This window comes from Microcoleus sp. LAD1_D3 (assembly GCF_036702135.1).
Lineage (GTDB): Bacteria > Cyanobacteriota > Cyanobacteriia > Cyanobacteriales > Microcoleaceae > Microcoleus.
In genome coordinates this window covers 168,075-193,847 of sequence record NZ_JAUBSB010000002.1, presented here as the reverse complement: position 1 = coordinate 193,847, position 25,773 = coordinate 168,075, and the positions used below count along the sequence as shown (strand labels likewise).

General features: G+C 44.9%; 22 protein-coding genes. 9 read left to right on the top strand and 13 right to left on the bottom strand.

Features of this window, described 5'->3' with window-relative positions:
- Window positions 1–208: 208 nt before the first annotated feature.
- The 5 genes from QUA74_RS01750 to QUA74_RS01730 form a co-directional block, all read right to left on the bottom strand.
- The gene (locus tag QUA74_RS01750) at window positions 209–1,354 is read right to left on the bottom strand and encodes a citrate synthase (protein ID WP_333324395.1); all 1,146 of its coding nucleotides are present in this window, start codon (window positions 1,352–1,354) and stop codon (window positions 209–211) included.
- Window positions 1,355–1,587: 233 nt separating this feature from the next.
- Window positions 1,588–2,082 (bottom strand): phosphohistidine phosphatase SixA, encoded by a 495-nt coding sequence (sixA, locus tag QUA74_RS01745; RefSeq protein ID WP_333324393.1) that lies wholly within the window; start codon window positions 2,080–2,082, stop codon window positions 1,588–1,590.
- 67 nt (window positions 2,083–2,149) lie between these two features.
- Entirely contained in the window at window positions 2,150–5,791 is a 3,642-nt protein-coding gene (locus tag QUA74_RS01740) for a diguanylate cyclase domain-containing protein (protein WP_333324391.1), read from the bottom strand.
- Window positions 5,792–6,509: 718 nt separating this feature from the next.
- Window positions 6,510–7,784: a bifunctional oligoribonuclease/PAP phosphatase NrnA gene (locus QUA74_RS01735; protein ID WP_333324389.1), complete on the bottom strand. Its 1,275-nt coding sequence runs from the start codon at window positions 7,782–7,784 to the stop codon at window positions 6,510–6,512.
- Between the two features lie 246 nt (window positions 7,785–8,030).
- Window positions 8,031–8,528 carry an HNH endonuclease gene (locus QUA74_RS01730; RefSeq protein ID WP_333132866.1) on the bottom strand — a complete coding sequence of 166 codons (498 nt, stop codon included), beginning with the start codon at window positions 8,526–8,528 and terminating at the stop codon, window positions 8,031–8,033.
- Window positions 8,529–8,872: 344 nt separating this feature from the next.
- Here QUA74_RS01730 and QUA74_RS01725 point away from each other — a divergent pair, with 344 nt between their 5' ends.
- Complete coding sequence (locus tag QUA74_RS01725) at window positions 8,873–9,337, top strand: COP23 domain-containing protein (RefSeq protein ID WP_333324387.1); 465 nt, start codon at window positions 8,873–8,875, stop codon at window positions 9,335–9,337.
- Window positions 9,338–9,409: 72 nt separating this feature from the next.
- Here QUA74_RS01725 and QUA74_RS01720 read toward each other — a convergent pair whose 3' ends face one another.
- Entirely contained in the window at window positions 9,410–12,097 is a 2,688-nt protein-coding gene (locus QUA74_RS01720; protein WP_333324385.1) for an AAA-like domain-containing protein, read from the bottom strand.
- A 117-nt stretch (window positions 12,098–12,214) separates the two neighbouring features.
- Here QUA74_RS01720 and QUA74_RS01715 point away from each other — a divergent pair, with 117 nt between their 5' ends.
- Window positions 12,215–12,973: a 5-formyltetrahydrofolate cyclo-ligase gene (locus QUA74_RS01715; protein ID WP_333324384.1), complete on the top strand. Its 759-nt coding sequence runs from the start codon at window positions 12,215–12,217 to the stop codon at window positions 12,971–12,973.
- A 13-nt stretch (window positions 12,974–12,986) separates the two neighbouring features.
- On the opposite strand, the gene QUA74_RS01710 is transcribed toward QUA74_RS01715, so the two are convergent.
- Window positions 12,987–13,586, bottom strand: a complete 600-nt coding sequence (locus QUA74_RS01710; protein WP_333324382.1) for a Uma2 family endonuclease — start codon at window positions 13,584–13,586, stop codon at window positions 12,987–12,989.
- Between the two features lie 274 nt (window positions 13,587–13,860).
- Window positions 13,861–15,726: an AAA-like domain-containing protein gene (locus QUA74_RS01705; protein ID WP_333324381.1), complete on the bottom strand. Its 1,866-nt coding sequence runs from the start codon at window positions 15,724–15,726 to the stop codon at window positions 13,861–13,863.
- A gap of 276 nt (window positions 15,727–16,002) precedes the next feature.
- On the opposite strand from QUA74_RS01705, the gene QUA74_RS01700 reads away from it, so the two are divergent.
- The 3 genes from QUA74_RS01700 (at window position 16,003) to QUA74_RS01690 (ending at window position 18,176) form a co-directional block, all read left to right on the top strand.
- Window positions 16,003–16,176, top strand: coding sequence for a hypothetical protein (locus tag QUA74_RS01700; protein ID WP_006633667.1), 174 nt, complete (start codon window positions 16,003–16,005; stop codon window positions 16,174–16,176).
- A gap of 44 nt (window positions 16,177–16,220) precedes the next feature.
- The gene (locus tag QUA74_RS01695; RefSeq protein ID WP_333324379.1) at window positions 16,221–16,553 is read left to right on the top strand and encodes a hypothetical protein; all 333 of its coding nucleotides are present in this window, start codon (window positions 16,221–16,223) and stop codon (window positions 16,551–16,553) included.
- A gap of 291 nt (window positions 16,554–16,844) precedes the next feature.
- Entirely contained in the window at window positions 16,845–18,176 is a 1,332-nt protein-coding gene (locus QUA74_RS01690) for a serine hydrolase (protein ID WP_333324377.1), read from the top strand.
- A gap of 86 nt (window positions 18,177–18,262) precedes the next feature.
- Here QUA74_RS01690 and QUA74_RS01685 read toward each other — a convergent pair whose 3' ends face one another.
- Window positions 18,263–18,643, bottom strand: coding sequence for a DUF4342 domain-containing protein (locus QUA74_RS01685; RefSeq protein ID WP_333324376.1), 381 nt, complete (start codon window positions 18,641–18,643; stop codon window positions 18,263–18,265).
- Between the two features lie 443 nt (window positions 18,644–19,086).
- Here QUA74_RS01685 and QUA74_RS01680 point away from each other — a divergent pair, with 443 nt between their 5' ends.
- On the top strand, window positions 19,087–19,227 hold the full coding sequence (locus tag QUA74_RS01680) for an AraC family transcriptional regulator (RefSeq protein ID WP_333324475.1): 141 nt from the start codon (window positions 19,087–19,089) through the stop codon (window positions 19,225–19,227).
- Between the two features lie 84 nt (window positions 19,228–19,311).
- On the opposite strand, the gene QUA74_RS01675 is transcribed toward QUA74_RS01680, so the two are convergent.
- The 3 genes from QUA74_RS01675 to QUA74_RS01665 all read right to left on the bottom strand — a co-directional run bounded on the left by QUA74_RS01675 (window position 19,312) and on the right by QUA74_RS01665 (window position 20,442).
- On the bottom strand, window positions 19,312–19,590 hold the full coding sequence (locus QUA74_RS01675; RefSeq protein WP_333324473.1) for a nucleotidyltransferase family protein: 279 nt from the start codon (window positions 19,588–19,590) through the stop codon (window positions 19,312–19,314).
- A 131-nt stretch (window positions 19,591–19,721) separates the two neighbouring features.
- Complete coding sequence (locus QUA74_RS01670; protein ID WP_333324374.1) at window positions 19,722–20,069, bottom strand: DUF5615 family PIN-like protein; 348 nt, start codon at window positions 20,067–20,069, stop codon at window positions 19,722–19,724.
- Window positions 20,059–20,442 carry a hypothetical protein gene (locus QUA74_RS01665; protein WP_333324372.1) on the bottom strand — a complete coding sequence of 128 codons (384 nt, stop codon included), beginning with the start codon at window positions 20,440–20,442 and terminating at the stop codon, window positions 20,059–20,061. The genes QUA74_RS01670 and QUA74_RS01665 overlap by 11 nt, the downstream gene beginning before the upstream one ends.
- 43 nt (window positions 20,443–20,485) lie before the next feature.
- Between QUA74_RS01665 and QUA74_RS01660 the strand changes: the two genes are divergently transcribed.
- The 3 genes from QUA74_RS01660 (at window position 20,486) to QUA74_RS01650 (ending at window position 25,091) form a co-directional block, all read left to right on the top strand.
- Window positions 20,486–21,574: an RNA-binding domain-containing protein gene (locus tag QUA74_RS01660; protein WP_333324370.1), complete on the top strand. Its 1,089-nt coding sequence runs from the start codon at window positions 20,486–20,488 to the stop codon at window positions 21,572–21,574.
- A gap of 238 nt (window positions 21,575–21,812) precedes the next feature.
- Window positions 21,813–22,922, top strand: coding sequence for a reverse transcriptase domain-containing protein (locus tag QUA74_RS01655; RefSeq protein WP_333324368.1), 1,110 nt, complete (start codon window positions 21,813–21,815; stop codon window positions 22,920–22,922).
- Between the two features lie 246 nt (window positions 22,923–23,168).
- Window positions 23,169–25,091 carry an ABC-F family ATP-binding cassette domain-containing protein gene (locus QUA74_RS01650; protein ID WP_333324366.1) on the top strand — a complete coding sequence of 641 codons (1,923 nt, stop codon included), beginning with the start codon at window positions 23,169–23,171 and terminating at the stop codon, window positions 25,089–25,091.
- Window positions 25,092–25,381: 290 nt separating this feature from the next.
- Here QUA74_RS01650 and QUA74_RS01645 read toward each other — a convergent pair whose 3' ends face one another.
- Complete coding sequence (locus QUA74_RS01645) at window positions 25,382–25,705, bottom strand: hypothetical protein (RefSeq protein ID WP_333324364.1); 324 nt, start codon at window positions 25,703–25,705, stop codon at window positions 25,382–25,384.
- Window positions 25,706–25,773: the final 68 nt, after the last annotated feature.

The window sequence follows — 25,773 nt, the reverse complement described above, 5'->3', positions numbered from 1 at the left end:
AGGACCGGAGTTCCTGAAAATCGTCACTTCTTACTATTGTCGCCAACAAACAGCACAACCTACAAGAGGGGTGCAACCCAGCACGGCAGCTTTTGGTAGACAGAGATTGCTTCCTGACTCCCAACGCGAAAGCAATTTTTAATTCAACACTTCACGAAAGCAAAACAATTCCTCTCGCCATTGTCATATCTGGGTTGATCATTGTGCTTTAGGATGGGAGCCTGTCCTCGATCGCAATATAAGGAGCACCGTGAGTCCCCGTATATATTTGAGTCGGGCGGTAAATGCGGTTTGCCTCTAGTTGTTCCTTCCAGTGGGCCAGCCAGCCGGAAACGCGGGCGATCGCAAAAACCGGCGTAAACAAGTCGAGCGGAATTCCCATTTTTCGGTAAACCAGACCAGAATAGAAATCTACATTTGCATAAATTCCTTTGTGACCCAATTTCTCCTCAACCACTTCTTCCAACTTGACAGCAATGTCGTAATAATCGTCGTGGCCGAAGTTCTCAAACAACTGTTCCGCTAACCTCTGAAGAATAGTTGCTCTCGGATCTTTCACCTTGTAAACTCGGTGACCGAAGCCCATGATTTTGTCCTTATTTGCAACGCTCTTCTCGACAAAAGCCCGCACATTTTCTACCGAACCAATTTGCTCCAACATATCAATCACTTCTTCATTAGCTCCCCCGTGCAGTGGCCCCGCCAAAGTGCCAACTGCTGAAGCAATCACTCCGTAAGGGTCTGTCAGCGTCGAAGCTGTTACCATTGCCGAAAATGTAGAGGCATTAATTGTATGTTCGGCGTGGAGAGTCAGACAAGTGTCAAAAATGCTAGCTAACAGCGGATCGGGTTCTTGCTCGTTGAGCATATAAAGAAAGTTAGCCGAGTAGTCCAAGTCATCCCTCGGCCGCACCGGGTCATTTCCCCGTCGCATTTGCTGGAACGCTGCTACCATTGTGGGAATCTTAGCTAGCAGCCGCACGACAGCTTCTCTAATGTATGCTGGGTTAGCCAAAGCTCTGCGGGAGTAGAACAAGCCCAAGGCTGCCGCTGAAGCTTGCAGGGCGTCCATTGGATGTCCTCTTTCAGGAAAGCATTTCATCATGTCCCGGATGCGATATTTGATCCGGCGGTGATAGCGAATTTCATGCTCGAAAGCTTCTAGTTCTTCCTTTGTCGGAAGTACCCCCCAGATTAATAAATATGAAGTTTCGAGAAAGGAACTTTTCAGTGCCAGTTCCTCGATGCTAATCCCGCGATATTCCAGCAACCCTTTTTGTCCATCGACGTAGCTAATGCTGGACAAGGTGGCGGGAACACCTTCTAAACCTGGTTTGAATTCGCCGACGACCATTGCGATACCGTTTTGTGTGAGTTCAATCTACTAAAAGTACATTACCAGAAACGAAGATAGTGTCACAGTCTTGACAAATAATCCTTTAATGGCGGTTCAAACACCGAGTTTTTCAACATAGAGCCCGATCGCACCGCTGCGTATTGTCGCCCCTTTTTCCCGGTTTCGCCTTACCAGAATGCCGTTTTAAGAGGGCTGGCGCGTCCTGTTAATGTCGGGCCTGTTCGCGGTTTCTAGGGGAGTAAAAACTTGGGTGGAGTCAGCCAGAACATTTGGCTGCGGCCTACCGGGGAGCCTATTTCGGGAAGGATTAAGCCGATGATGCCTGCTTTTTTGAGGATGAGGGCATCTTGCGATCGACCCCAAAGCAAAGTTTCTGCCCAGTTGCCCAAGTCTGGTTGATGGCCCACCAGGGCCAAGTTGCGACTACCTGTTTCCTGCCACTCCTTGTACCACTTCAGCCAGTTCCCAATGTCTCCTGAAGGTGCGAGGGCGGGGGATTCTTCTATTTGGGAACTCAAACCTACTGTTTGCAGGATTTGGGCGGTTTGCTGCGCCCGCAGTAGGGGACTGGTGAGAATCAGGTCAAACTGAATTTCGAGTTCGTACAGCCGCTGGGCAATTTTCCGGGTTTTACGATCGCCCTCTTTAGTCAGCGGTCGTTCTGAGTCTGTATCATATTCTTCGGGTGCGGCTGCGATACCGTGACGGATCAGGTAAATAACCATATATCAATACTTCCAGGAATTTTATCCCGTTTTTCTAGGAGCGGTCTACGAGCTACCTAGCTTTTGCCTATTCTACAACTGGATTGACCTCAGGCGCCGTCATGCGGTTGGCGCTTATGTAGCGATCGCGCCCTTGTCGTTTCGCATCATATAATGCTCGATCGGCGAGGGCAACGAGTTCATCCGGTGATGTTTCCGCAGTGGGAATAACAGTCGCAATTCCCATGCTAACGGTAACGATCACGCTCACATCAGATTGCTCGTGAGGAATTGCCAAATCTCGAATTGCCTGACGCATCGACTCAGCAACCGCGATCGCCCCTGCAGCATCCGTAGTCGGCAGGATAGCAGCAAATTCTTCGCCCCCGTAACGTGCAAACAGATCCGATGAACGTTTAACCGCTTGTGCAGCCGATGAAGCCACTTGCACCAAACAAGTATCCCCAGCTTGATGTCCGTAGCAATCGTTATATCGCTTGAAATAATCTACATCCAACATAATCAACGAAAGCTGTTGTTTCCCCTGCATTAGCCGGTGCCATTCCGACTGCAATCGCTCATCAAAACAGCGGCGGTTTGCTACTTGTGTTAACCCATCTGTCGTAGCAATTAATCTTTCTTGTTCCGCCCGGTGTCTGAGCATCTCCTCGGCCCGCTTGCGTTCTGTAATATCAGCAAAAGTCGTCACTACTGCATAGGGTTGAGACTGATTCATTTGGAACAGCGGTTGCGAATTAATCGAAATCCAAGTCAGCGTTTTATCCGATTTGTGAATGCCCATCACCACATTTGATACGGGTTTTCCCGTCCGTAGGGTGATCATTGCCGGATGCTGTTCGCTGGGGAAGGGAGAGCCATCTTCTTGAACGATTCGCCACTCTAAATCTCTGGATGTACGCCCCATCATTTGTTCGGGTGTCAACCCTATAATCCTTTCGGCACTAGCATTACAGGTAGTAATTTGTCCGTTTGCTAGCTGAAGTATGACGCCTTCAGTCATGCTTGTAATCACAGAACGATACCGTTCCTCACTTTCCTGCAATTGACTCAGGAGAATGTTTTTAGCATCAAACTCTGAAGCCAGATGCAGGCTACCCGCCAAAAACCCGGCCATCAGTTGTAAGGTATGAATATCTGACTCTGTAAAGGCACAGGGTCTAGCTGAAACAACTTTTAAGACGCCAACCCGATCGTCCTGATAGAACAAGGGAACAACCACCAGTGACCGGATACCAATGCGCTGACAGACAGACTGCTCCACCCGTGCATCGGTTTGTGAATCATCGCAAAGCATAATTTGGCCGGTCGCAATACATTTTCCCGATAAACTTGTCCCTACTTTGATCCGTAATCCAACATAGGCGCTGGCGATACCGCTGGCTGCCCGATACACCAATTCATCCCCTTCCAGGATTTCAATCACTGCCCCATCGGCGCCGATCAATTTTTGAGTTCGATCGGTAATCACCGCCATCACTGCATCTAGGTTAGGATTGCGGATGGCGATTTCCTGTTGGGTGGCAATCACCACAGCCAGACGCTCGAACTCTTGTTGCAATGCTGCTTCTGCTTGCTTGCGATCGGTGATATCCTTCATAAAGCAGTGATTCCCGATCGATCGCTCCTGCGAGTCGTAAGCTGCCAACATCACCAATTGCTTGTAAAAAATCGAGCCATCTTTTCGGATACCACGGGCCTCAACCTCGACTCGGCCCTCGGCTAGCATTTTTTGATAAGCCGTCATCATCCTGTGGCAGTCGTCGGGATGAACTGTTTTCTGCCAATTCATACCAACCATTTCTTCAGGCTGATAACCCGCTATATTGGCGTAGGCTTGATTAACGGTGATGTAGCGTCCGAAAACATCCAGCCGCGAGATGCCTTCGACGGCATTAGCAAGAGCTGTACTCATTTCTCTGAGTTCTGTTTCCGCCTTGACAAGATCCGTAATGTCTTGGGATGTACCAAACAACCGAAGGACTTGTCCCTCTGCATTAAGTTCGGCTTGTCCTCGCGCTTCGGTATAGCGGATAGAACCATTCGGGCGCAGGATTTTGAGCCGCAATAGATAAGGCTGCCCGTGAGTGAGTGCTCGTTGAACTAGCAGGTGTAGCTGTTTGGCACTTTCGGGATGGTAAATCCGCAGGTTTTCTTCATAGGTAGGTTCGCCCAGGGCCCGGTCGCGTCCCAAAATCTCGAAGAGTTCGGGAGACCAGGTAATTTTACCCGTAATCACGTCCCATTCCCAGTTACCGATGTGGGCAACCTGCTGGGCTTCTGACAAGCGGGTTTGACTCTTTTGCAGGGCTGTTTCTGTCTGCTGGCGGTCGGTAATGTCTTTTTCGTTCACGAGCAACATCGGGTTGCCTGTTACCGGGTCTTTGGTACAGCGCACGTCCATCCCGTGCCAGCGAATTCCCGCCAGAGTCATCACTTGAGCCTCCGTGCTAAATACCTCACCGGACTTAAGAACTGCCATTGCTCGCTCTGCTACCTGAGAGTCAACAAAGTGACTCACAAAAGCATTATCGGTCGCAGAGCCAGGATGCAGCGCATCCCCGTAACAGCGCAAGGCAGCCGGGTTTTGCAGCAGCGGCACACCTTCGAGAGTGTACAGTGAAACCATCAGCGTAGTGTGTCGGATTGCCTCGATCGATCGCAGGGTTTCCGGTTCGATTTGATGAGCGGTTTCGACCTTACCCTCCACCAGGATTGCCAAACGCCCGCTCTCAATCCTGATGCCAGAGCACCGACAGCAGACAGAAACGGGCTCACCGCCCGGATAAAACGTCCACTGTTCGGACAAGGTTTGACCTTGCTCCAACTGCTGCACATAGGTCTGCAAGCGAATCCGAGTAGACTCTGACAACATATCCCTAAAGTTGCGGCTCGCGAGTTGCTGCGGCGTGGAAGCATCCCACAGGTACAAAGATGCTTGGTTTGCCCACCGGATTTGCCAATCCTCAATATCAAATATCCAGATCGGGTTTTGTAACAAGTCAAAGGCTTTGAGGTGGACAATATCGCCGGTCAGGGAACAGGCAAACTCTGGTGGTAGACAATTTTGATGATTGACTCTTGGCGCGCTTTCTGTATTGGGATCAGTTTGATTCGGTGCTGTTTCGAGTTCCGGCGGTTGGTTTAGCTCCTGCACCGGGGGGTGAGATTCCAGATGCCGCATCCTCAACCCGATGTGCACTGCAACCTGTTGCAGGATCTGAATGTCGAGAGGTTCCCACTGACGCGGACTTCGGCATTGATGAGCAATCAACAGTCCCCAAAGCTTCGGAGATTGCTGCTGTTTGCCATCTAGCAAGATTGGCACAACTAAATTTGCCTGAACTTGGATGCGATCGAGCAATTCGACATCACAAGCTTGAAGATCACTAGCGTGAATATCAGAAATGGCACTCGTTTGTCCCTGGCTGTAACGTTCTACCCAGGTGGCTTCAAAGCAAGAATCATAAATCTGTTTTCCTAGGATTCGCGGCCACTGGGCATCAACCGATTCGGCAAATACTACACCATTTCCTTTTGCTAGGAAGCGATAAATAATCACGCGATCGGTTTGCAGCAGTACCCTGGTTTCTTCTACCGCACATTGCAAAATTGTCTCCCGATCCACGAACTCGTTGAGTTGAAGTGCAATTTCTGAAATTTTTTCTAGGATTTTCTCTAACGACCAAGAGAAAGTCTGTTTTGTAGACATCTCCGTGTTCCTTTTTTCGTGAAGCTATTTTATCCTATTCTAACCGGCGACCAATAAATATAATAATTTCTTTTAAGTCTTAGTAACTGGTTGTTTTGTTGAGTAACGAAACCAACACTTTATGTTGGAATCAAGACTTTTTTGAAATCTACAATTCCTTTTTATGTTAGTTAGCCAAAAATTTATGTTTTTCCCTCTCTATTTTGCTTATTCTACGGCGCTTTTTTATAAAAAATTATCGAAGTTATCCTGCACCAACTCGAACAATTTGTGATTTATTTAGCGAACTTATAGGGGAATATAAAAAAACTAACCATGTAGAATTGTTATAATTTAAGAATTATGTTGTGAAGTTTAGTAAACTTTATAAAACTAAGTTTTCCCCGAAACCTGGGTTTTTTACCAAAATACTTCGTTGCCTCCCTTGACAATAGTTAAAAAAAACGGTTTCTTGGGTGTGAATTTTTGGGAAAATTGGGATAAAATTTATTATTGTTAGTCCTGGACGGCTCAAGCGGGTTTTTTAACCCCCTTACTTCGCTCCAACCCTCAATAAGAGGAAAAAAACCCGGTTGATGAGAGTTAGGGTGCGTCGATGACTGATTGTAAAGTTGAAATTTTGCCCGAAACGAGAAAAAAACGCGGCAAAACCTCGTAGCAACCGCAGGCAGAATCCATGCTCTTGCTGGAATCAAGACCGCACCTAAAAACTCCAGAGTTAATGATCGTAAACAGGATTGTCTTTAGGACTAATTAAATTCAGCAATTTTTGCTTGATTTGAGCATCGAATACTTCCCATTTGTGCCTTGCATAATCGCTGTTTTCATTCCCGCCGGAAAGAAAGCCCACGGGAATTTCAAAACCTCCAGCTTGACTTCTGCCACCGCCAAAAAAGCGTCCTTGAGCATCTTGGCCGAAGGCTTCTTTAATAAATTCGTCGGGGTCTAGAGTAAGTTTATTAGTTCGTAGCGAGCCAATTACTACTTCAATTTCTTCGTCTTTGTCGTGAACAATTGCGTAGACAACTGCTGTGTGTACGTTCTCTTCTGTTACTAAAAAGTCCGCCGCTTGGGGAATAGAATCCCGATCGTCATAGCGGAGGTAGCCGATGCCGGCGATCGAAAAATTGTTCTGGACGGTGCGGTGTTTGAGCGATCGCTCGATCGCGTCCATCACCCACTTAGAACGAGACGACTGCAACACCGCATTCAGCAACTGCGGGTCGTAAAATCGGCTCAAATAAGCCGCAGCTAAAAAGTCCTCCTCCTGAGCTTGTCTGAGGGCGTTCGTATCCGATCGCAAACCGTGCATCAAAGCTGTAGCGCACTTGATGTGCAGACTGACGCTGCCGTCAAGAGTTAGGAGTCCAGCCTGTAAATACTCGGCAAAAATCGTGGCTGTAGCGCGGATTTGAGGGCGCAAATCGATAAATTCTGCGTTCATTTCCCCCTGCAAATTGTGATGGTCGATGACGGCAGCGATCGGAACTCCAGCCGCTAAAATAAACTCGGTTAAGCTACAAGTCGTCCCTTGGTTGTCGATGAAAGCGCAGCCCTGAAATACCGACAAATCCTTAGTTTTTACTGTTTCCAGCGTCCACCGCTGCAACGGCAACCCTGTCAATTTAACTAAGGCAATATTTTCTTGGTGGCTGAGGGCGCCGGCGTAGATCATCTCGCATTGGATATCGTACTGTTCGGCGATTAATTTGTAAGTCCAAGCGCTTGAAAGTGCATCGGGATCTGGAAAATCTTGGAGCAATAGTAACTGGCGAGTGCCTTTGTGGCGATCGAACATTTGGCGCAACTGCTCGACTTTGCGATCGTGCAATTCCTCCCGGAGACGGCCGCGATTCTCTTCGGAAGCAACTTCGGCTTTACTGCGGCGTTTGGCAGGCGCACTCACTGCGGGTACAACCTCGCTGCTGGAATCAAGCTCAGCTTCGCGGTTGCCAGATGTTTCATCGGAATTGGTAGGGGAATGGTCTTTCATCGTTAAAGATTAACAATTTAACTCTTTCAGGATTTGCACGGCATTCGCTCTTAAACCCGGTTTCTTTGTAGATGCCTTGTTGTCAAAGCCCATACTTCTTACGAGAAACCTGATTTAAGAGCGTAAATTCTCTATTTAACTGTTTAACTTTTTAACTCATGCAGAGAGTGTGCGTTCCCAGGAACGAAGCAATCTCAGGACTTAGAACTTCCGCAAAAAACCCCCGCGCTTGCGCTGACAGGGGTTTTAAAGGCCTATTACATATTTTTGCCATTCTTTGTGCATACCGCTCTTAACGTGTTTAGTCACTTCAAAATAAAGACCGCTGTGAGGTTTCCGAGGCGGATAGCGCAGTGGCATTCCCGCTTCTTTTGGCGTGCGGCTGCCTTTATTCACATTGCAGCGCACGCAGGCGGTGACGAGGTTTTCCCAAGTGTCGCCTCCTCCGCGCGATCGGGGAATCACATGATCGAGGGTTAAATCGTCCCCCGTATAACTACAGTATTGACAAGAGTGTGCGTCCCGGTGCAAGATGTTCCGGCGGGTAAGCGGAATATCCTTATAGGGAACTCGGACATAATGCCGCAGTCGGATCACAGTTGGTAGCGGGAAGTTTGGCGCAATAAATTTCCCGTTGTGTTCTACCTGTTCTGCTTTTCCTTTCAGCAACAAAACTACCGCCCTTCGCCAATTGGTGATGTTAAGGGGTTCGTAGGAGGCGTTCAGCACCAGAACATTGCCCATTGTTGATTATTAAAGAGAATATTTTTTTCGATGTTAACACAGGTTCCAGTTTAGGTGGGACGGCATCAAGAACAGCGAGGCTCAGCAAAAAACGGTGCAAAACCACTCCTTTACCCTATACCTTCGCGCCTGCGCCCCCTCTGGCTTCACGTATTTTCTGCCGTCGGTGTTTGTCAGCGAGCTTTTTTCCCTGAGTTTAGGCCTATGTGAGGCCAGTGGGTGCGATCGCAAAAATTTGCAGAATAAATTTTATTTTTTTCTCTAAATGCCTAATCTTCCCGGCAACAAACAGTTTAACTTTTTAGACTATTAGTAACCTTAAATGAACAAGCTTATTACTGCTCATGAAATTTCGGCTCTTCAAGTCTGCTTTTAGCGCGTCCATTATTGCCCTTGTTGCTCCGATTTTAGCAAACAGTCCCGCCTTTGCCCAAGCGCCTTCATTCTTCTGCGGCGCTGCTGGCGGCCGCCCAGCTACAATCGCTGTCCAACAAGGCAAAAATATTCCCGTTATTTTGTGGGTAGCTGATAACTATTTCAATGAATCAGGAGAAGACGCGATTACTCGGTGCACCCGAGTCTCAGGAATTCTCAACAACTCGCAACCGCAAGGAAGCTGGGAGAATGTTGTCACAGCAGGTGCATCGACCACTGGTCAACTAATTATTTGTGCAGCTAATCCTCAAGACGGTTCCTGTAGATTATTATATCAAGTACCCAAAGGCCAAAATCCAGAACAAGCCCGACAAGAACTCTTAAAAAGAGTTACAAATCCTAATGTAAGTGTTTCGCCTGTTAAAGTAAATTGATAGTAATAACTCATTAGCTACGGGTAGGACATGGCAATGCCGTGTCCTACTTGCTAAAGTCATGTATGCACCCTACTTGCAGATGGTTGAAACTCTTGTAAAATACTTCGGTTGAGTGGTGAAAAAATTGCAGCTTTGCTTCAGCAATTCTTCTAACCCTTCAACCTGCCTCAGCCAGACAGTGCCGTTGCTTCCAGCTACAGCAATTTGCTTTCCGTCTCGACTCCAACTGACACTAACAACATTCTCCTCAAACTCAAATTGAGCCACCTGCCGCCCCGCTAAATTCCACAGCCGTACAGTCTTGTCAATTCCCACTGTAGCAAGCCGTTCTCCGTCGGGACTAAAACTAATTGATTTCGCATCAAAATGCAAGGTTTGAAATTCCTTAACTAATTCTTTTTCTGACAGATTCCACAGCCCAACTTTGCCATTCAATGTTACTGTAGCAAAGTGAGACTGGTGTGGAGCGGGAGTGAAACTGAGCCCAATTACCTGAAGGGGAAGTGTTTTTTTCAGTTTTCCAGACAAATTCCAAATTCGCACTGTAGAGTTGCCATCTAAAGTCGTTATAAAATCGCCGTTTGGGCTAAAATTTACGCTTCTCACTAAGCCGTTGTGACCCGGGAGTTTCACGCGAGACGATATTGATTTTGGCAGTTTTGACAATTTCCAAATTGCAGCATTGCTGTCTATTCCTGCGGCCGCCAACAACTTTCCTTCGGGACTAAAACTGATGCTAGTAACTGAGCCTTGAATCCCTTTGAAGTTAGAAATATTTTTTCCTGATAAATTCCATATTTTAACTGTGCTGTCCCTTCCTGCGGTCGCTAAAAAATTACCGTTTGGGCTAAAGCTTACCATATTAACTGACTGCTGCAAAGCTTTCCATTCAGCAATTTTTCGCCCAGAAAAGTTCCAAAGCTGAACTCTATCATCTATTCCTGCGGTTGCTAATATGTTCCTGGTGGGGCTAAAACTGATGCTGGTAACTGCACCTGTATGAGCTTGCCAATTTATCTTAGTTTGGGGAAGTGATGATGTTTTTATCTGCTGTTTTTCGCTAATTTTATCAAGAATTATTTGTAAGGCTAACAGCGGTCTAGTTGCCGGATATTTTTCTAGGTTATCTTGGTTTTCAACTAAGGCTTTTAATCTTTTTCCGGAGGCGATAGCCCTCAGTAAAGCTTCTGATAAAGCTTCGGTGTTTTCGTTTTTTTGAGATACTGCTAAAAGTAAAGCATCGCTGCCAGTTTGTTCGATTTCGATACTTGCTTGTGCTAGTTTAAACCGCTCGTAAGCGAGAGTTGAAAAGCCGATCGCCCCCACTAACGATGCTGCCAGTACCACTGAACCGATGCCGATCCACTGTTTGGCTTTTTGTTTGGCAGAGTCAGCTTCACTCCAAGCTTTTTCTGCATCACGCACAGCTTTTTTGGTTTCTAGTGTAGCTGACTGCAGCAGTTGATTTTGGTCGCTCAAAATAACTTTTTGGCTGGCAGTCAAAAACTGAAAATCTTCGTTTCTCAAGCTTTTATCGGCCGCCCAAACTAATGCTGACTGCAAATCATTACCTCGCAACAGTTGGGAATCATCTTCAGAGTTAGAATTTAGCCAGAGTTTGATAGCTTCCGAGTAAGGCGAGAGTTTTTCTAATTTTTGTTCGATTAACTCTTTGTTAAATACAGCTTCATAAATAGGGTTAGAAATTGTTAATTTTTCCCGGCGTTTAACGATTAATCCGCTCAATCGTAATTCCATTTGTTCGGCACTGCCATCGGGGACAATTTCAGCTTGTTCTAAAATTTGCTGATACAATCCGAGTCTCCTGACAATGCGCTGGTTTTCTTTGAAAAGCCGATCGCGAATTGTGGACAAATGTTCGGGTACATCTTGAGTTTCCCAATTCTCCACGATTTTCAAGCGGACTACTTTCTCCACCCACTCTTTGGAATTTTGGACTAATTTGGCATTTTCAAAGAGAAGTTTGCACAGCTTTTGAGTCAAAAAAGGCTGCCCGCCAGTCCAATACAAAACCTCTCTCACAACTTCATGAGGGCTGTCTGTAAGCTCTGCCAACCCCGCTGCTAGCGGTTGAGCTTCTGTTTCGTCAAAACCAGTTAATTCGATCGCCTTGCCAATATTAAAAGGGGTGTTGCTGCTGGCATTTTGCTCGCGGCACAAATCCGTCGGCGATGCTACGCCTAAGAGGGCCCAAGTTAGGCGATCGAACTCTGAATTGTTGGCGCGCTTGTTGTAGCACGATCGAATTAAGGCTAAAAAATCATCGGCGGGAAAATCTAGGGCGAGAATGCTGTCGATTTCGTCAATAAAAATGACAATATTGCTGGAAATGTTGGCTAAGAGTATGGTTTCGATGAATTCGCTCAATCTTTGAACCGGACTTAAAAAATTGCGATCGCGCCACCAAGTCCGCACGTTGACAATATCGGACAGGTTAAAGTTATTTTCGAGAATGCGTAGCAAACCAGCATACCACTGTTCGGGAGTGACGCCGCGGTTGCCAATTTCCGAAATGTCGATCGCAGCACAAGCAATTCCTTCATTTCTCAGCCGCTGAATTGTCCGCACCTGCAAGCTAGATTTGCCCATTTGCCGGGAATTCAAAACATAACAAAATTCCCCGGCTTTCAATCCGTTATAGAAATCCTCGTCTGCTTGTCGCTTCACATAATTGGGAGCGTTATTTGTGAGACTGCCGCCGACTTGATAGTAACTGGGCTTTGTAGTAAAATTCATATAAGTTATTCGGCGGTTGAAACCGCTACTACAGAAACAAAGTCCGCCTTCGCGGACTGAAGAAATGAGGCGGTATTAAAGCATAATTCTGTATGATAAATTCTAACACAATACAGTATGAAAACTGATTGGACTGGATATAACGACAACAAAGACCATTTAAGAGCTGAAATTTGGTCTTTGCTGAAGCATCAAGCCGCATCTATTGGCGATCCGTTTGGCCATATTCCCAACTTTGTCGGTGCTGAGTGGGCTGCGAAAAGATTGGCAACTTTACCAATATGGCAACAAGCAAACACGATTAAGTGCAATCCAGATTCGGCGCAAATTCCGGTGCGGATGCAAGCTTTGCAAGATGGAAAACGCCTGTATATGGCAGTACCGCGATTGACAGACGATCGCTGTTTTGTTGAGTTGACTGCTGGGGATTTGCAGCGGCAAAACGTATCTATTGCCGAAAGTGCGATCGCCCGCAAAGCACTGACTTGCGGAAAATTAGTAAGTTTTGCAGAAATGGAGCCGATTGATTTAGTAATAGTCGGCTGCGTAGCAGCAGGGCCGGGCGGTGGAAGAACCGGGAAAGGTGCAGGTTTTGCAGATTTGGAATTGGCTATGTTGAAGGAATTCGGGTTAGTACAAATCGATACGCCAATTGTCACAACAGTGCATCCTTTGCAAATAGTCGAAGATTCCCGTTTACCAATGCAAGCTCACGATTGGGCCCTGAATTGGATTGTTACTGCCCAGGAGGTAATTGAAACTAATACAAGTTATCCGCGTCCAATGGGGTTAAACTGGGATAGTATACGGCCGAAACAGTTGGAAGAAATTCCAATTTTGCGAAAGTTGAGAGAGCAATTAACCAATAACAAATAGCTTTCAATCAAAATCAAGGCAAAAGAGCATCTACAGCGAGCGCCCCAATTTCTATCCCTTCAATAATAATCGGTACAACAGCCGATCGCCCAAAATCCAACCTTTGACTGTAATCTGGCTGCTCAACTTCCACAAGAGGTTGAGAGTACACCTCAAGCAGTCCTTCAACAAGATTCACAATCCAATAAATCGCAATTCCGGCGCGGGCATAAATCTGTTTTTTGACAGTGCGATCGCGCTGAAGCGTCGTATCTGATACTTCAATAATCAGGGCAATATCTTCCGCACCCGGATGCCGATCGAGATACTGTCGCGTATCTCCTCGGACAACCACTATATCAGGTTCAGGTTCGCTATTGGATAGCGTGATGGGTTCTTGAGAATCGACATACCAACCAGGGGGTAAAATATTCTCTAAAGCTGTTCTGACAAGACGAGTTGTGACTCGATGCGGTGGATTTTTGGGCTTTTTGAAAACCAGCCAACCTTCCAGCAATTCTACAGAGTCATCATCCGTGAGAATGCCAGCTTGAATTATCGCATGATACTGCTCGATGCTCAAGCGCAAAATCAGATCGTTGGGAATTGCTGCAACACTTTCGACGGGCGGCATAACTGTAGGGGGGAGTTGATTATTGTCTTATTTTACCGTTTCTTTAACGAACCGCGAAGGCGCGAAGGACGTAAAGTAAGAAAGAAAAAGAGGAAGAAGGTAATTTCATAATATATCTACTTTGTGGTGAACACGCGCCATGCAATGAAAGCTGTAAAAGCTAGATAACCAAATACGGCTATCCAATCTAGCCAATTATCGGAAGTTATCAAAAAAATATCGTTCATGGCTATCATTCACCTGATTATTACTTACCGCAGTTACTGACCAAATTTTACCCGATCGCGCTCAAGTGGGATCGAAAATATTGTCGATACAGTTCGCACCTCGGCACGCACTCGTTCCCCTGCAACTTCACCAACCCCAAACTGTCTAATTTAAAAGCCTGCATTGCCTTTAATTGCACCGGAGAGTCCGCCGCCACAATCTCTCTCATCCCCTGCGCTAACTCAGGATATTCTTCCAAATTCCACAACTGCCGCCGCAAATGGTCGCTGTAAATTCCCGCATCTGCGATCGCAGTTTCTTTTAATTCATTCAGTGTCAAATCCGATCGCGAAATGTGATATAATGCAACTCGCACTAAATACGGATGACCGCCGACAATTGCCATCAAGTTTTCAACTTCTGCATCCGACCAATTCAAGTTGTGGCGCGCTGCTAAATCTTGTATTTGCTGAGAGTTGAATTCGGGCAAATCTACGGGCAGTCCGACGTTGAAAGGCGATTGATTGATGTTCATCGGGATGTAAACTTCGGTGGAGTGAACTACAATTAATCGCAGTTTTTTCCAGATGTCGCGCCGCTTCGATTCTTCGTGCCACGCCCGCAGCAGTCCTAAAAAGTCTTCGGCAATGTCGGGATATTGGAAAACGCGATCGATCTCGTCTAATCCTAAAATTAAAGGACTGTCGATTTGTGGTAAAATGTATTTTTCAAAGTAATCTTTGCAGTTGACTTTGCTGCCAAAAATCTCGTCCCAATAATCATCTAATTGATTGGGTAAGTGCAACTCGCGGCCCACGTAAGCGCAAAACCATTTTAAGAATTTATCTAAGTTGGCAAATACGCCTTTATCTACTAACTGAAAAGTTAGCGGCACTGTGCAATAACCTTGACGGGTTCCGTGATGCAAAATTCTTGCCATCAATGAAGTTTTGCCCATTTGTCTCGGCGCTTTGATTCTAATTAACGCGCTGGGCTGCACAATAGTTTGATAACAGCGTTCTTCGATGGGCGGGCGTTCTACATAAAATTGAGAAGCAACATCTACTTGTCCTCCCGGTAATTCCGGTTCAGCGGCGGGTAGAGGTATTTCGTCGCTGCTAATTTCTAATAGCTGTTTTTGTGTTAAATTTTCCGTTTCTTCGGTAACTGGTGCGGGTTCTTCTGCTAGTAAATTCAGAACTTCTTCGATAATAATTGGAGTGTCGGCGGTGGTTTTCCATTCCCTCTGTTTGATGCGGTACAGATAGCCACGCAAGTCGTGATTTAGAGGCGCGTTCAGGGGAAAACCGACGCGGATGGGGAGAATTATTGGTTTTCTGTCAGGGCGGGAGTCTTGCAGTTCTTTTGCTTGCTGAACTTGGTATGTTAGTAGTTCGCTTTGGTTTCCCGTTGGCGGCAACAGTAGTAGCAAATAATCGCATTCTTGGAGGAAGAAATTAATGCGATCGAACCAATTATCTCCCAATCTAATGCTATTTTCTGTGGTAAAGACTGTATGCCCGATCGCGCTTAAGGCTATTTCCAACTGTTTTCCCAACTCGCGATCCGGTTCGGCGCTGCGATAACTGACAAATACTTTAACAATTCTGCTGCTGGCTGTATCTTCCGCTGCCGGCGAATTGTCCAGCTCGTCTAAATTTGTCGGTTCCTCAAGTTTAGCCGATCGGTGGTCGCTAGCAGCCAGAGTCATTTCAAAAGCCGCGAACAACTGTCGAATTTTACTCAAATCCGCACCTTCTCTACCCTGCTTAATTTTGCTGACTGTATCCGCACCAACGCCAGACTCAGCCTCGATTTCAGTCAGAGTACCTCTAATGTTATGTCGGTCAGACCATTCTTGGAGCGCCTCGTTAAGTTTCTTTAAGCCAGAGGCAGTGAGAATGCGACCGCGATCGCGTGTTGACTTGAGCACTTCGCTTGCAGTGAAAGGGGAACGAATCTAGAAAGTTTAACGCCTTAAGTACCCATTTTAGGCGATTTTAAGGAAGATAATCAGCCAGCCGGAATTTAAGGAATTTTACTTGGGGAGGTTTTTTTGGCGATCGACTCCTGAAACTCTGTCCTGATAACGGCTTCAACAGTTGAATATATTTTAGGATAAAAAGTTTTTCTTAAGTCCCCAATCTCCGCCGCTAATCACCACTTAACTTTTTAGAGTAGATACACCAAGCAAAAAAGGAGCAGCCAAATGAGCAAAATCTTACACAGACTGGCAATGGCCGCTTTGGGAACCGCCGCCATTTTCACAATTAATACACTTAATAATTTAACAGAAGCATCCGCCGCTGGTAAATTTGACCAACCAGAAATTTATCAAAACACAGTTTTTCCACTTGGCGTACCGGGTCAGTTCCATAAATAGGGCAATTCATTGATTGATTGATTTAATTGAATTAAGGAGAAATTATGAAGTCTACACTGTGTTCGCCACAACCTATAGCTACCAAATGTGACTCCGTTGACGCTGAGGCTATCGATGCCTGCACTGCACTTGCGTGGGTGGAATTGGTAGCATTAGATGCCAGCGCTCTCACGGGGGATGATTGGCTGGCTTTGTGCGATGATATAGATAGCGGAGAAATCTACCGCTGCTGGTTTTTGTGGTGCGATCGCGAAGTTAGCGGTAATTGGGAAGCTTACGATCCTTTGAGCGATCGCCGATTTGTTGCTAAAGGAAAAGTGTTTCTCAAAGCCGCGATTGACTCGCTAGAAGATGCTAGAAATCGAGAAGTCGCCTAACTTGAATTCATCTCAAGTGACTAAAATTTTGGCCGACAAAACAATAATTCTCCCAAGAGAATCTGCCCGTGTACAAAGTTTTGTCTGCCTGCGCGAGACTGGAAGAAAAAGGGGTAATAGAACCGGATTTGAGAGCAGTCCCGGAAACGGAATACTCTCAAAGCAAATAAAAAAATTACGGCTGCGGGCAAGAGTTGACTGTATGATGCTAGGTGCTTCGTCTCGAAAGCGGTTGCAAACGTTTTTCCAGCCGCTTTCTCGTTGCAGCCGTTAAACTCTTTCTTTTTAAACATGACTCTAAAACTGCAATGGCTGTTGCCGGCCGCCCTTAGTCTTTTCTCGATCGCCCTGCCCGCAAAAGCTGATACACTAACATCTTGGCACTTCGAGGCGAGCAAAAATCAGCTCAATTTAACAACAGATTCAGGAGTTCAGCCGGAAGTTAAACTAATTGCTAATCCCACGCGCTTAATAATTGATTTACCGGGAATAGTCTTGGAATATCCCGAAACTCCTCAAAGCTACAACTCAGCTATTCAACAAATTAGAGTCGGGCAATTTGACACCGGAACTACCAGGTTAGTGATACAATTAACTCCCGGTTATAAGTTAGATCCGCAAAAAGTCCGAGTCATTAGAGAATCTTCCACTCGCTGGTCGTTTCAGTTGCCTAATCCCGAGCAAATAGCGGGGAACGAGTCTTTGATCCCAACAGCTATTACCCGCATAGAACAAGCAGCAGGTCAAGTTACGCCCACTGTTTCGCCGGGAAATCAGAGAAACTATTCCGCTGATTTGGGGATGTCAACAGGCTTGGAAATGACAGCCATCAAGCCTCAAATCGAAAGTGCGATCGCACAGTATAGATCCCTCAGCGCCGGAATGTTTTTTCTGGATTTAGATACAGGAAACTATTTGGATATCAAGGGCGATCGAGTATTTCCGGCCGCCAGTACCATCAAATTACCTATTCTGATTGCTTTTTATCAAGATGTAGACGCAGGCAAAGTTAGCCTAGACGAAACATTAGTTATGAAGTCCGACTTAGTTGCCAGCGGTTCTGGAACTATGCAAGACAGACCAAATGGCACTCGGTTTAGCATCAGAGAAACCGTAGATAAAATGATTACCATCAGCGATAATACAGCCACCAACATGATTATTGAACGTTTGGGGGGAATTACTAAACTCAACGAGCGTTTTCGCAGTTGGGGATTAACTGATACGAGAATTCGCAATTGGCTCGGCGATTTTCAAGGAACAAATACCACAAGTTCTGTTGATATGGTAAAGCTGCTGGCGATGCTGTCTCGCGATAAATTAGTTTCTGAATCGAGCCGGGAACAAGCTTTAGAATTACTGCGGCACACAACAACTAGAACGCTTTTGCCTTCCGGTTTGGGCCCAGGAGCCGTGATTGCTGACAAAACCGGAGATATCGGCTTTGTAGTTGGCGATGCGGGAATTATTGATATGCCCAACGGTAAGCGTTATTTAGCGGCGATATTTGTCAAGCGTCCTTACAATGACCCGATTGTGAGAGATTTTGTGCGTCGGATTTCGCGGATTGTTTACAATTATTTAGACCAACCTGCGGCGAGAGTACCGGAGAAGTTACGTTGATCAGACAATTCGGCGATTGAAATCGCTACTAAACAAACAAAGTCCGCCTTCGCGGACTTGAAGAGAAGATTTTTAATTACTAATGACTATTCTTTGCGCTCGATTGCTACAGTCAAATGAGCCGCAACTGCCCCCACTGTAGCAAGTACAGCAGCAATTGGAAAGACTACTGAGCCGGCAACGCCGCCTACCAATCCAGCCATCAGCGGAATGTCTGCCAAAGTCCGCCCTTGCGAGTTTTTGATGACGAGGCGGCGGAGTTTTCCTTGCTGAATTAGTTCTTTGACTTTAGCAATTAAACTATCGGCGCTAATCTTAAATTCTTCCACTCTGACTTTTTCCTCTGTTACAAATTCTGAGGCGAATACATGAGTTTCAACTGTTGCGTTGGCTGAATTCCCGGCCGCTGCTGTTTCGTCTTGCAGAATCGTTACTTGTTCTTCTGTGCGATTTACTTGTGAGTTCATTTTTTGTAAGGGCGGGCGAAAACCAGCCGTTTAATTTCTATACTCCGATCTTCGGCGATCGCACTTAGGAATGACAGGCAAGGAAACCCTACAATCTGCATTCGTACTTTCCACCCCCGCCTTTTTACTCACAACATTATTTTTGTGGCGTTAGATCAGAGCGGGTTTACCTCTTCCTAAAGGTAGAGATAATATTGTTTAAACAACCCGTCTCTAGATACAAGTAAGGTGCGTACTGCCAGCTATGCCAAGGTGGCTGCTGTCTGTTGAATCTTTAAATTGGACACCAAGCGAAGTAAAGTCAGGGAAAATAATTAAAATTAAAACTTTATATTTCTACAATGACTTCAAAAGTGATTGCTATCTAGGCACAATCAAGCTATGGCTTGCAATGCCAGTTCTCAAAAGCATCCCAGAGATAGCGATCGCACTGGCGAAGGACAATAAAATCAGAAACGCAAGCCGAGTACATCAACGAACATCTGAATCAAGATATTAAGCTTGCAGATCTAGCTCAATTGCTGGGCATGAGTCAATTTCATTTCAGCCATCTGTTGAAGCAGTTGATAGGCACATCTCCCTAACAATATTCGATCGCGCAACGGGTAAAACGGGAGAAGCAGTTGTTGAAATAAAAAGAGCGATCGATTAAGGAAGCGTGATCGCGGCTATTTGACATAAATAGTTTGAGCAGTAGAGAGAATTTCTTGACGGCGAATCCACTTGGAACTGCGATCGATCGCCCGTTTACTGATTAGATCGACTGCTCTACTTAGCAGTGCTTCGAGTTCTTCCTGCATTTGGGCGCGATCGAGTAGACCCCAGTTGGCTGTGGGGGCAAAAGCAACTAGGATATCGATGTCGCTGTCTGCATGAAAGTCGTCGCGAAGGATCGAACCAAAGAGGGAGAGTTCGATGATTTGCCACTGTTGGCAGAATTTGGTGATTTGGTCAATTGGTAGGGCGATCGCGGTTTTGATTCAGCCTCCTTGGTCTAGGAGCAACTAGATTTCGACAAGATTGTATAATAGCAGGTAACAATGAGACTTCTATTTTGCATTTTTACATAAATTTCTCATTAATAACTCCATAGATTGAGAACCACAAACTGATTATTGAGTTCATATTCGGCTGTTTCTAAATTATCAATTGCCTTCACTATCGCCTGATAACTCATATTCTTAGAAGCTTCAGAATCTTGATAAACTGCCAAAATTCCTGAATGTTCTGGGTTCGCTTGATGCAATTGCTGAAAGTCATCACAATTGCGTGTAAGCAGCACTCTCTCATTTTCTCTGGCAGCGTTTAGCACGACTGAATCTGGATGATTCATTAAATCCAATGTATTGACTGTAGCTACATCGTGACCGGCTGCCTGAAGAAGATTGACTAAATACTTTGCTTGAGAATCTTCGTCAAGCAGCATTCGTAGACTCAACTTGGACTCCTTTTACTTCCAATCGATAGCGTTCCTCGTCTGCTTCTAATTTTAAAAGTTCTTGATGATTTTCACAGTAATCAATCACCTCATAGATAGCAGACAGAGGTAAATCCCAATTTTCGGCAGCTTCTTCGGGTGACATCCCATTAGCAGTCATGTCTCGCCAAATAGTCGATGCCAGTAATTTACGTCCCTTAATGTAAAGTTGTTTGCGCCAAGCATGAGGACGTGCAATTAAATATTGCCAATTCTCGATTTCTGGTGTACTTTGCAGGGATTGAACGATCGCACTTAGCAGGGCAAGGCGATCGCTGACTGATAGTTGGCTGGCTTTTTCTTTAAGCTCTTGCAAGGACATAAAAAAATACTCCAACAAAGGTTGGTATCTTAATTATAGTACAATGCGATCGAAATGGCAAATTGCCACAACATTGAAACTAGAGTTTATGCCCACACATATGACACAGCAGATCAACTTTGTGCAAGGAGAAATTTTTAATCAAGAAGAAGGAGCTTCTGTTGAATTTAAGGAGATTAACTCACCGGATCCAGTTAATAGGATTAAGAAGATTGTAGACCATGCTGAAAAGTATGTAGTTGGATTCCTGAATGCCCAAATAGAGGGATATCTCTATTTGGGCATAGATGACTCCGGGATCATTCAGGGGGTCACTCTCGATCGAAATGACAGAGACGAGATTAGTAGAAGTATTCCTGATAAATTAAGAAGGACTGATCCGGCTATTCCTCATCACTATTATGATGTGAATGTTCATAATATTTCCAATTCGGAGGGGGCGCGTATAGAAAACTTGTATGTTGTGCAAATACACGTTATCAAGACAGAAGATAAATATCCTTATAGAACATCAGGGGGAAGTATGTACCTGAAGAAAGGGACAACCTGTATGAAACTGAACAGTCAAGAAATTGCCAAAGAAATGGAGAGACGCACACAGGTACATTTGCGAAAAAAAGCTGACGAACTTGATAGAAAACTAGAAAAGGAACCTAATAATCCTGACCTTTTAAGCAAAAGAGCTGAAGTTGCAACAGATATGGGTGATGTTGCTAATATGGATCGATTTTACCGGAAATTGCTTGAACTAGATCCTAAAAGCCCAAAAATGAGGAGAGAATATGCCACGGCTTATCAGAGTATAGGTGATATAGAAGGCGCGTTATCTATCCTCAATGAGGCACTTAAATCCAATATCAACGACTTTTCTATTTTAAACAACAAAGGATTAATGCTTCAGGAGCTAGACAGATGGGATGAAGCTCTTTTATTTTATCAAAATTTGCTTAAAATGAAGCCGGATGATTATACTATAATTACTCAAATTGGCGTTATCTTAAGGCATAAATGCCAATATAGTGAATCTATTAAATTTCTTAATTATGCACTCTCAAAAAACCCCAATTATAGACTGGCAAAATATGAAAAGAAAAAAACCTATCAGGCTTTTAAAAGAGGTAATACGAATTAATAATATCTATAAACTATCATAAGACTTTTAATAAGATTGAGAAATTTATAAAATCGTGGTATAATTACCTTAGTACCTACTTAATGGGTATTTATTTCCGTGAGCGATACTGCGACGGAGGACTCTCAACTTAGCTTTACGCTCCTGGTACTGAACAGTGTCAGTGTGCGCTGCGTATGCAAAAAGCGTGAATGCTCAGAGAGTAGGTACTTCATTTTAAGAGTCGGAGCGGATAGTTATGAAAAATAAGACTTATGTTCCTCCATTTTTATACGAGAGTTGCGAAGAACTTTCCCAAAAGTTCAAAGAGCTTAAATCACCTTATGATGTTGCTCAACTATTGAGAGTTCCCTATGAATATCTTATATACTATATTTACCGAACTCCTCACGATTCTCGGTACACAAAATTTCAGGTTCCCAAGAAATCTAGAGGTTATAGAACTATTCATTCCCCTAATGGTTCGTTAGGGATAGTTCAAAGAAAGCTGAGCCAAGTTTTATATGCTGTCTATCGACCAAGACCTTCTGTTCACGGATTTGCGACTTCGCGTAGCATTATTACTAACGCTAAAGCTCACGTCGGAAAAAAGTTCATTCTCAACCTGGATATTAAGGATTTCTTTGGCTCTATTAACTTTGGTCGAGTTAGGGGATTGTTCATGGGAAAACCCTATGAACTAGACGAGAAAGTCGCGACAATCTTAGCTCAGATATGCTGTTTCGATAATCGCCTGCCACAAGGAGCACCAACTTCACCAATAGTCTCAAATCTTATTTGTGCAAAAATGGATAGCGAATTACAAAGATTTTCCCGAGAGCATGGGTTATTTCATACACGATATGCAGATGACATTACTTTATCTAGCAACAGGAATGAACTACCAGTCTCATTAGTTTCCTCTTATGAAAAAGGTTCTTCTAAGGTTGTTTTAGGAGATGAATTGCGAGGCATCATAGAGAGAAATGGGTTTAGAATTAACGATGCAAAAGTGAGGCTATCTTACAACAAAACACAAAGGCAGGAAGTTACAGGTCTAATTGTCAATCAAACTATTAATGTAAGTCGTAAATACGTCCGTAATATTGACGGTGCTCTTCATGCCTGGGAAAAGTATGGACTACAGGCAGCTACAGAAACTTATGAATCAAAATATGCGAAGAAAGTGACTTTGCCCGAAAAGGAGCTAGCGCGTTTCGTAGACTCTGTACGTGGGAAAATCGAGTTTGTAGGTAGTGTTAGAGGCAAAGATGACTACCTCTATCAGAAGCTTCTGAGTAAGTTCAACGAGATTAAAAAAAAAGAAGCTGATAATCAAAAAGTTACAGAGACTGAAGATCCACGATAACTTCTCAAATACGGCCCAACAATTGAAATTGCGTGCGGTGTATCTGCCCTTAACGCTGGATGACAAGTATCCTCATGCCGATCACGAGCTACACAAATCCATCTGCAATTGCTATGCTGTAACAGAATAAATTTTGTTTAGGGATTCTCTAAATAATCTGGTTTGTGCCGGATCTAAATAATCTGGTTTGTGCCGGAGTGGGAAGGTCAGCGCTAAACTAAGTTAGGTAAATGACTTTCTATACAGATGACTATTTTTACTCTGCGATCGATCAAAAAAGACTTCGGCATCAAGGAACTCTTGACAGATGCCAGTTTCAGCCTGGATGAAGGCGATAAAGTCGGACTCATCGGCACCAACGGTTCCGGCAAATCCACCCTCCTGAAAATGATTGCCGGTATGGAGTCGATCGACTCTGGCGATCGCTGGGTCAATCCAGGGTCTACAATTGTCTATCTCCCCCAACAGCCGGATTTAGACGAAAATCACACTGTCTTAGAGCAAGTATTTGCCGACAGTGGCGAACAAATGGCTTTAGTGCGCGAATACGAGGAAATTTCCGATCAATTGTCCCACGGCAAAGGCGATACAGACAAGTTGATGGCGCGTCTGTCTGCGGTGTCTGAACGCATTGATGAGGTGGATGCGTGGGATTTGGAAACCAAGGCGAAATTGATTTTGACCAAGTTGGGGATTGAGGATTTTGATGCGAAAATTGCCGACTTGTCCGGCGGCTACCGCAAGCGAATTGCCTTAGCAACGGCTTTGTTGTCCGAGCCCGATGTGTTGCTGATGGATGAACCGACAAACCACTTGGATGCGCTGTCTGTGGAGTGGTTGCAGAACTATTTGAACGGCTATCGCGGTGCTTTGCTGCTGATTACGCACGATCGCTATTTTCTCGATCGCGTTACCAATCGCATCCTGGAGATCGATCGCGGCGATCTTTACAATTATGCTGGCAATTACGCTTATTACTTGGAGAAAAAAGCCTTAGCTGAAGAATCCGCAGCCAGCAGTGTTCGCAAACACGCGGGTGTATTGCGGCGCGAATTGGAATGGCTCAAACGCGGGCCGAAAGCGCGGAGTACCAAGCAAAAAGCGAGGATCGATCGCATTAAAGATATGCGAGCCCAGGAGTTCAAAACAGCCAACGGCAAAGTCGAAATTGCGACAGCGGGCCGCCGGATTGGTAAGAAGGTGATTGAGTTACTGAATATCAGTAAGGCCTATGGCGATCGCACTTTAATTAAAGATTTTACCTACAATTTCACTCCCGAAGACCGGATAGGAATTATTGGCTGCAACGGTGCGGGAAAATCGACACTGATGGATATCATCACCGGACGCATTCAGCCGGATTCGGGTACTGTCGAAATTGGCACAACCATTCATATCGGTTATTTTGACCAGCATTCAGAGGATTTGACGCCCAATGAAGACCAGCGAGTTATTGAATACTTGAAAAGTGTGGCGGAGTTGGTGCAAACGGCGGATGGGGAAATCATTACCGCTTCTCAAATGTTGGAAAAGTTTCTGTTTCCACCGAACCAACAGTATGCACCGATTAACAAACTTTCTGGCGGGGAAAAGCGTCGGTTATTTCTGTTGAAAGTGCTGATGAGTGCGCCGAACGTGCTGATTTTGGACGAACCGACAAACGACCTAGACGTGCAGACCTTGGCTGTTTTGGAGGATTATCTCGAAGATTTTAACGGCTGCGTGATTGTGGTGTCCCACGATCGCTATTTTCTCGATCGCACGATCGACATGGTTTTCGCCTTGGAACCGGGCGGGAATTTGCGCTTGTATCCCGGCAATTATTCGGTGTATTTAGACTACAAAAAAGCAGAAGAAGCTAAGGAAATCAAAGGGCAAAAAGAAAAAGAAAAACTTACAAGCACCGCTGAATCTAATAATTCAAAATCCCCAAGCTCCAATCAAAAATCTACAAAAGTTTCCTTCAATGATAAGCGGGAATACGAACAATTAGAAAGTCAAATTCCGCAGATGGAAGCTGAGAAACAAGAGATTGAAAAGAGGTTGTCTAACAATGCTCCCAGCGGGTTTGCCGAGGTGAAGAAGTTATCGGATCGTTTAGCTCAGTTGACGCAGCAGATCGATCATGCGACTGAGCGCTGGTTGGAGTTAGCCGAACGGGTTGGTTAATTTGGGTTGTCCGAGTGTTGTGTTTAGCTCCTGTTAATAATGACAGGAGCTAGAGGAATTAGGGCTGAAAAAATTTCATGCTGAAACGAATATATATTGACAAATTTCAATATTTTTTTTATTTTTATATTACAAATAGTGTGGAAAAAAAATATTAGGAATAATGCTTATTTAGCCGACGATTTGGCAACCTTTGACACTTTATTACCTAAGTGTGATGAAGCTATGGTACTATTAAAGTTATAAAATGGGTCGCCTGTTACTACTGTCAAGCAAACTGACCAACAAACTTAAGACGGATAAAAGTCTGAAATCCTTGTCAAAGCTGCAATGCGATCGGAAACAGCGGCAAAAAACCCGCTTTTTTTCCAGAGCCTCAAGTAAAGCTGTGTGTCAAAAACAGCCAAGCCCCGGAAGGTGGGGTTGACAAAAGCAGTAGAATATGCAGTAAAAGTCAGGGTAAGCAAATAAGACTGGCAGCAGAAAACAGGGGCGAAAAGTCCCAAAACAGGTAAAACAAAAGTCGATCGGGCAAAGTAAGTTGGCTGAACACTAAAAATATGGTGATGGGTGAGATACAATTGACCTGTTCTTAACCAAGAATTGGTTAACATCACAAGTATCCTGTAGAAGTCTGATAGTTGAGAATCTCAGGGTTGTCGAGGAGCGGGAGCAAACAGAA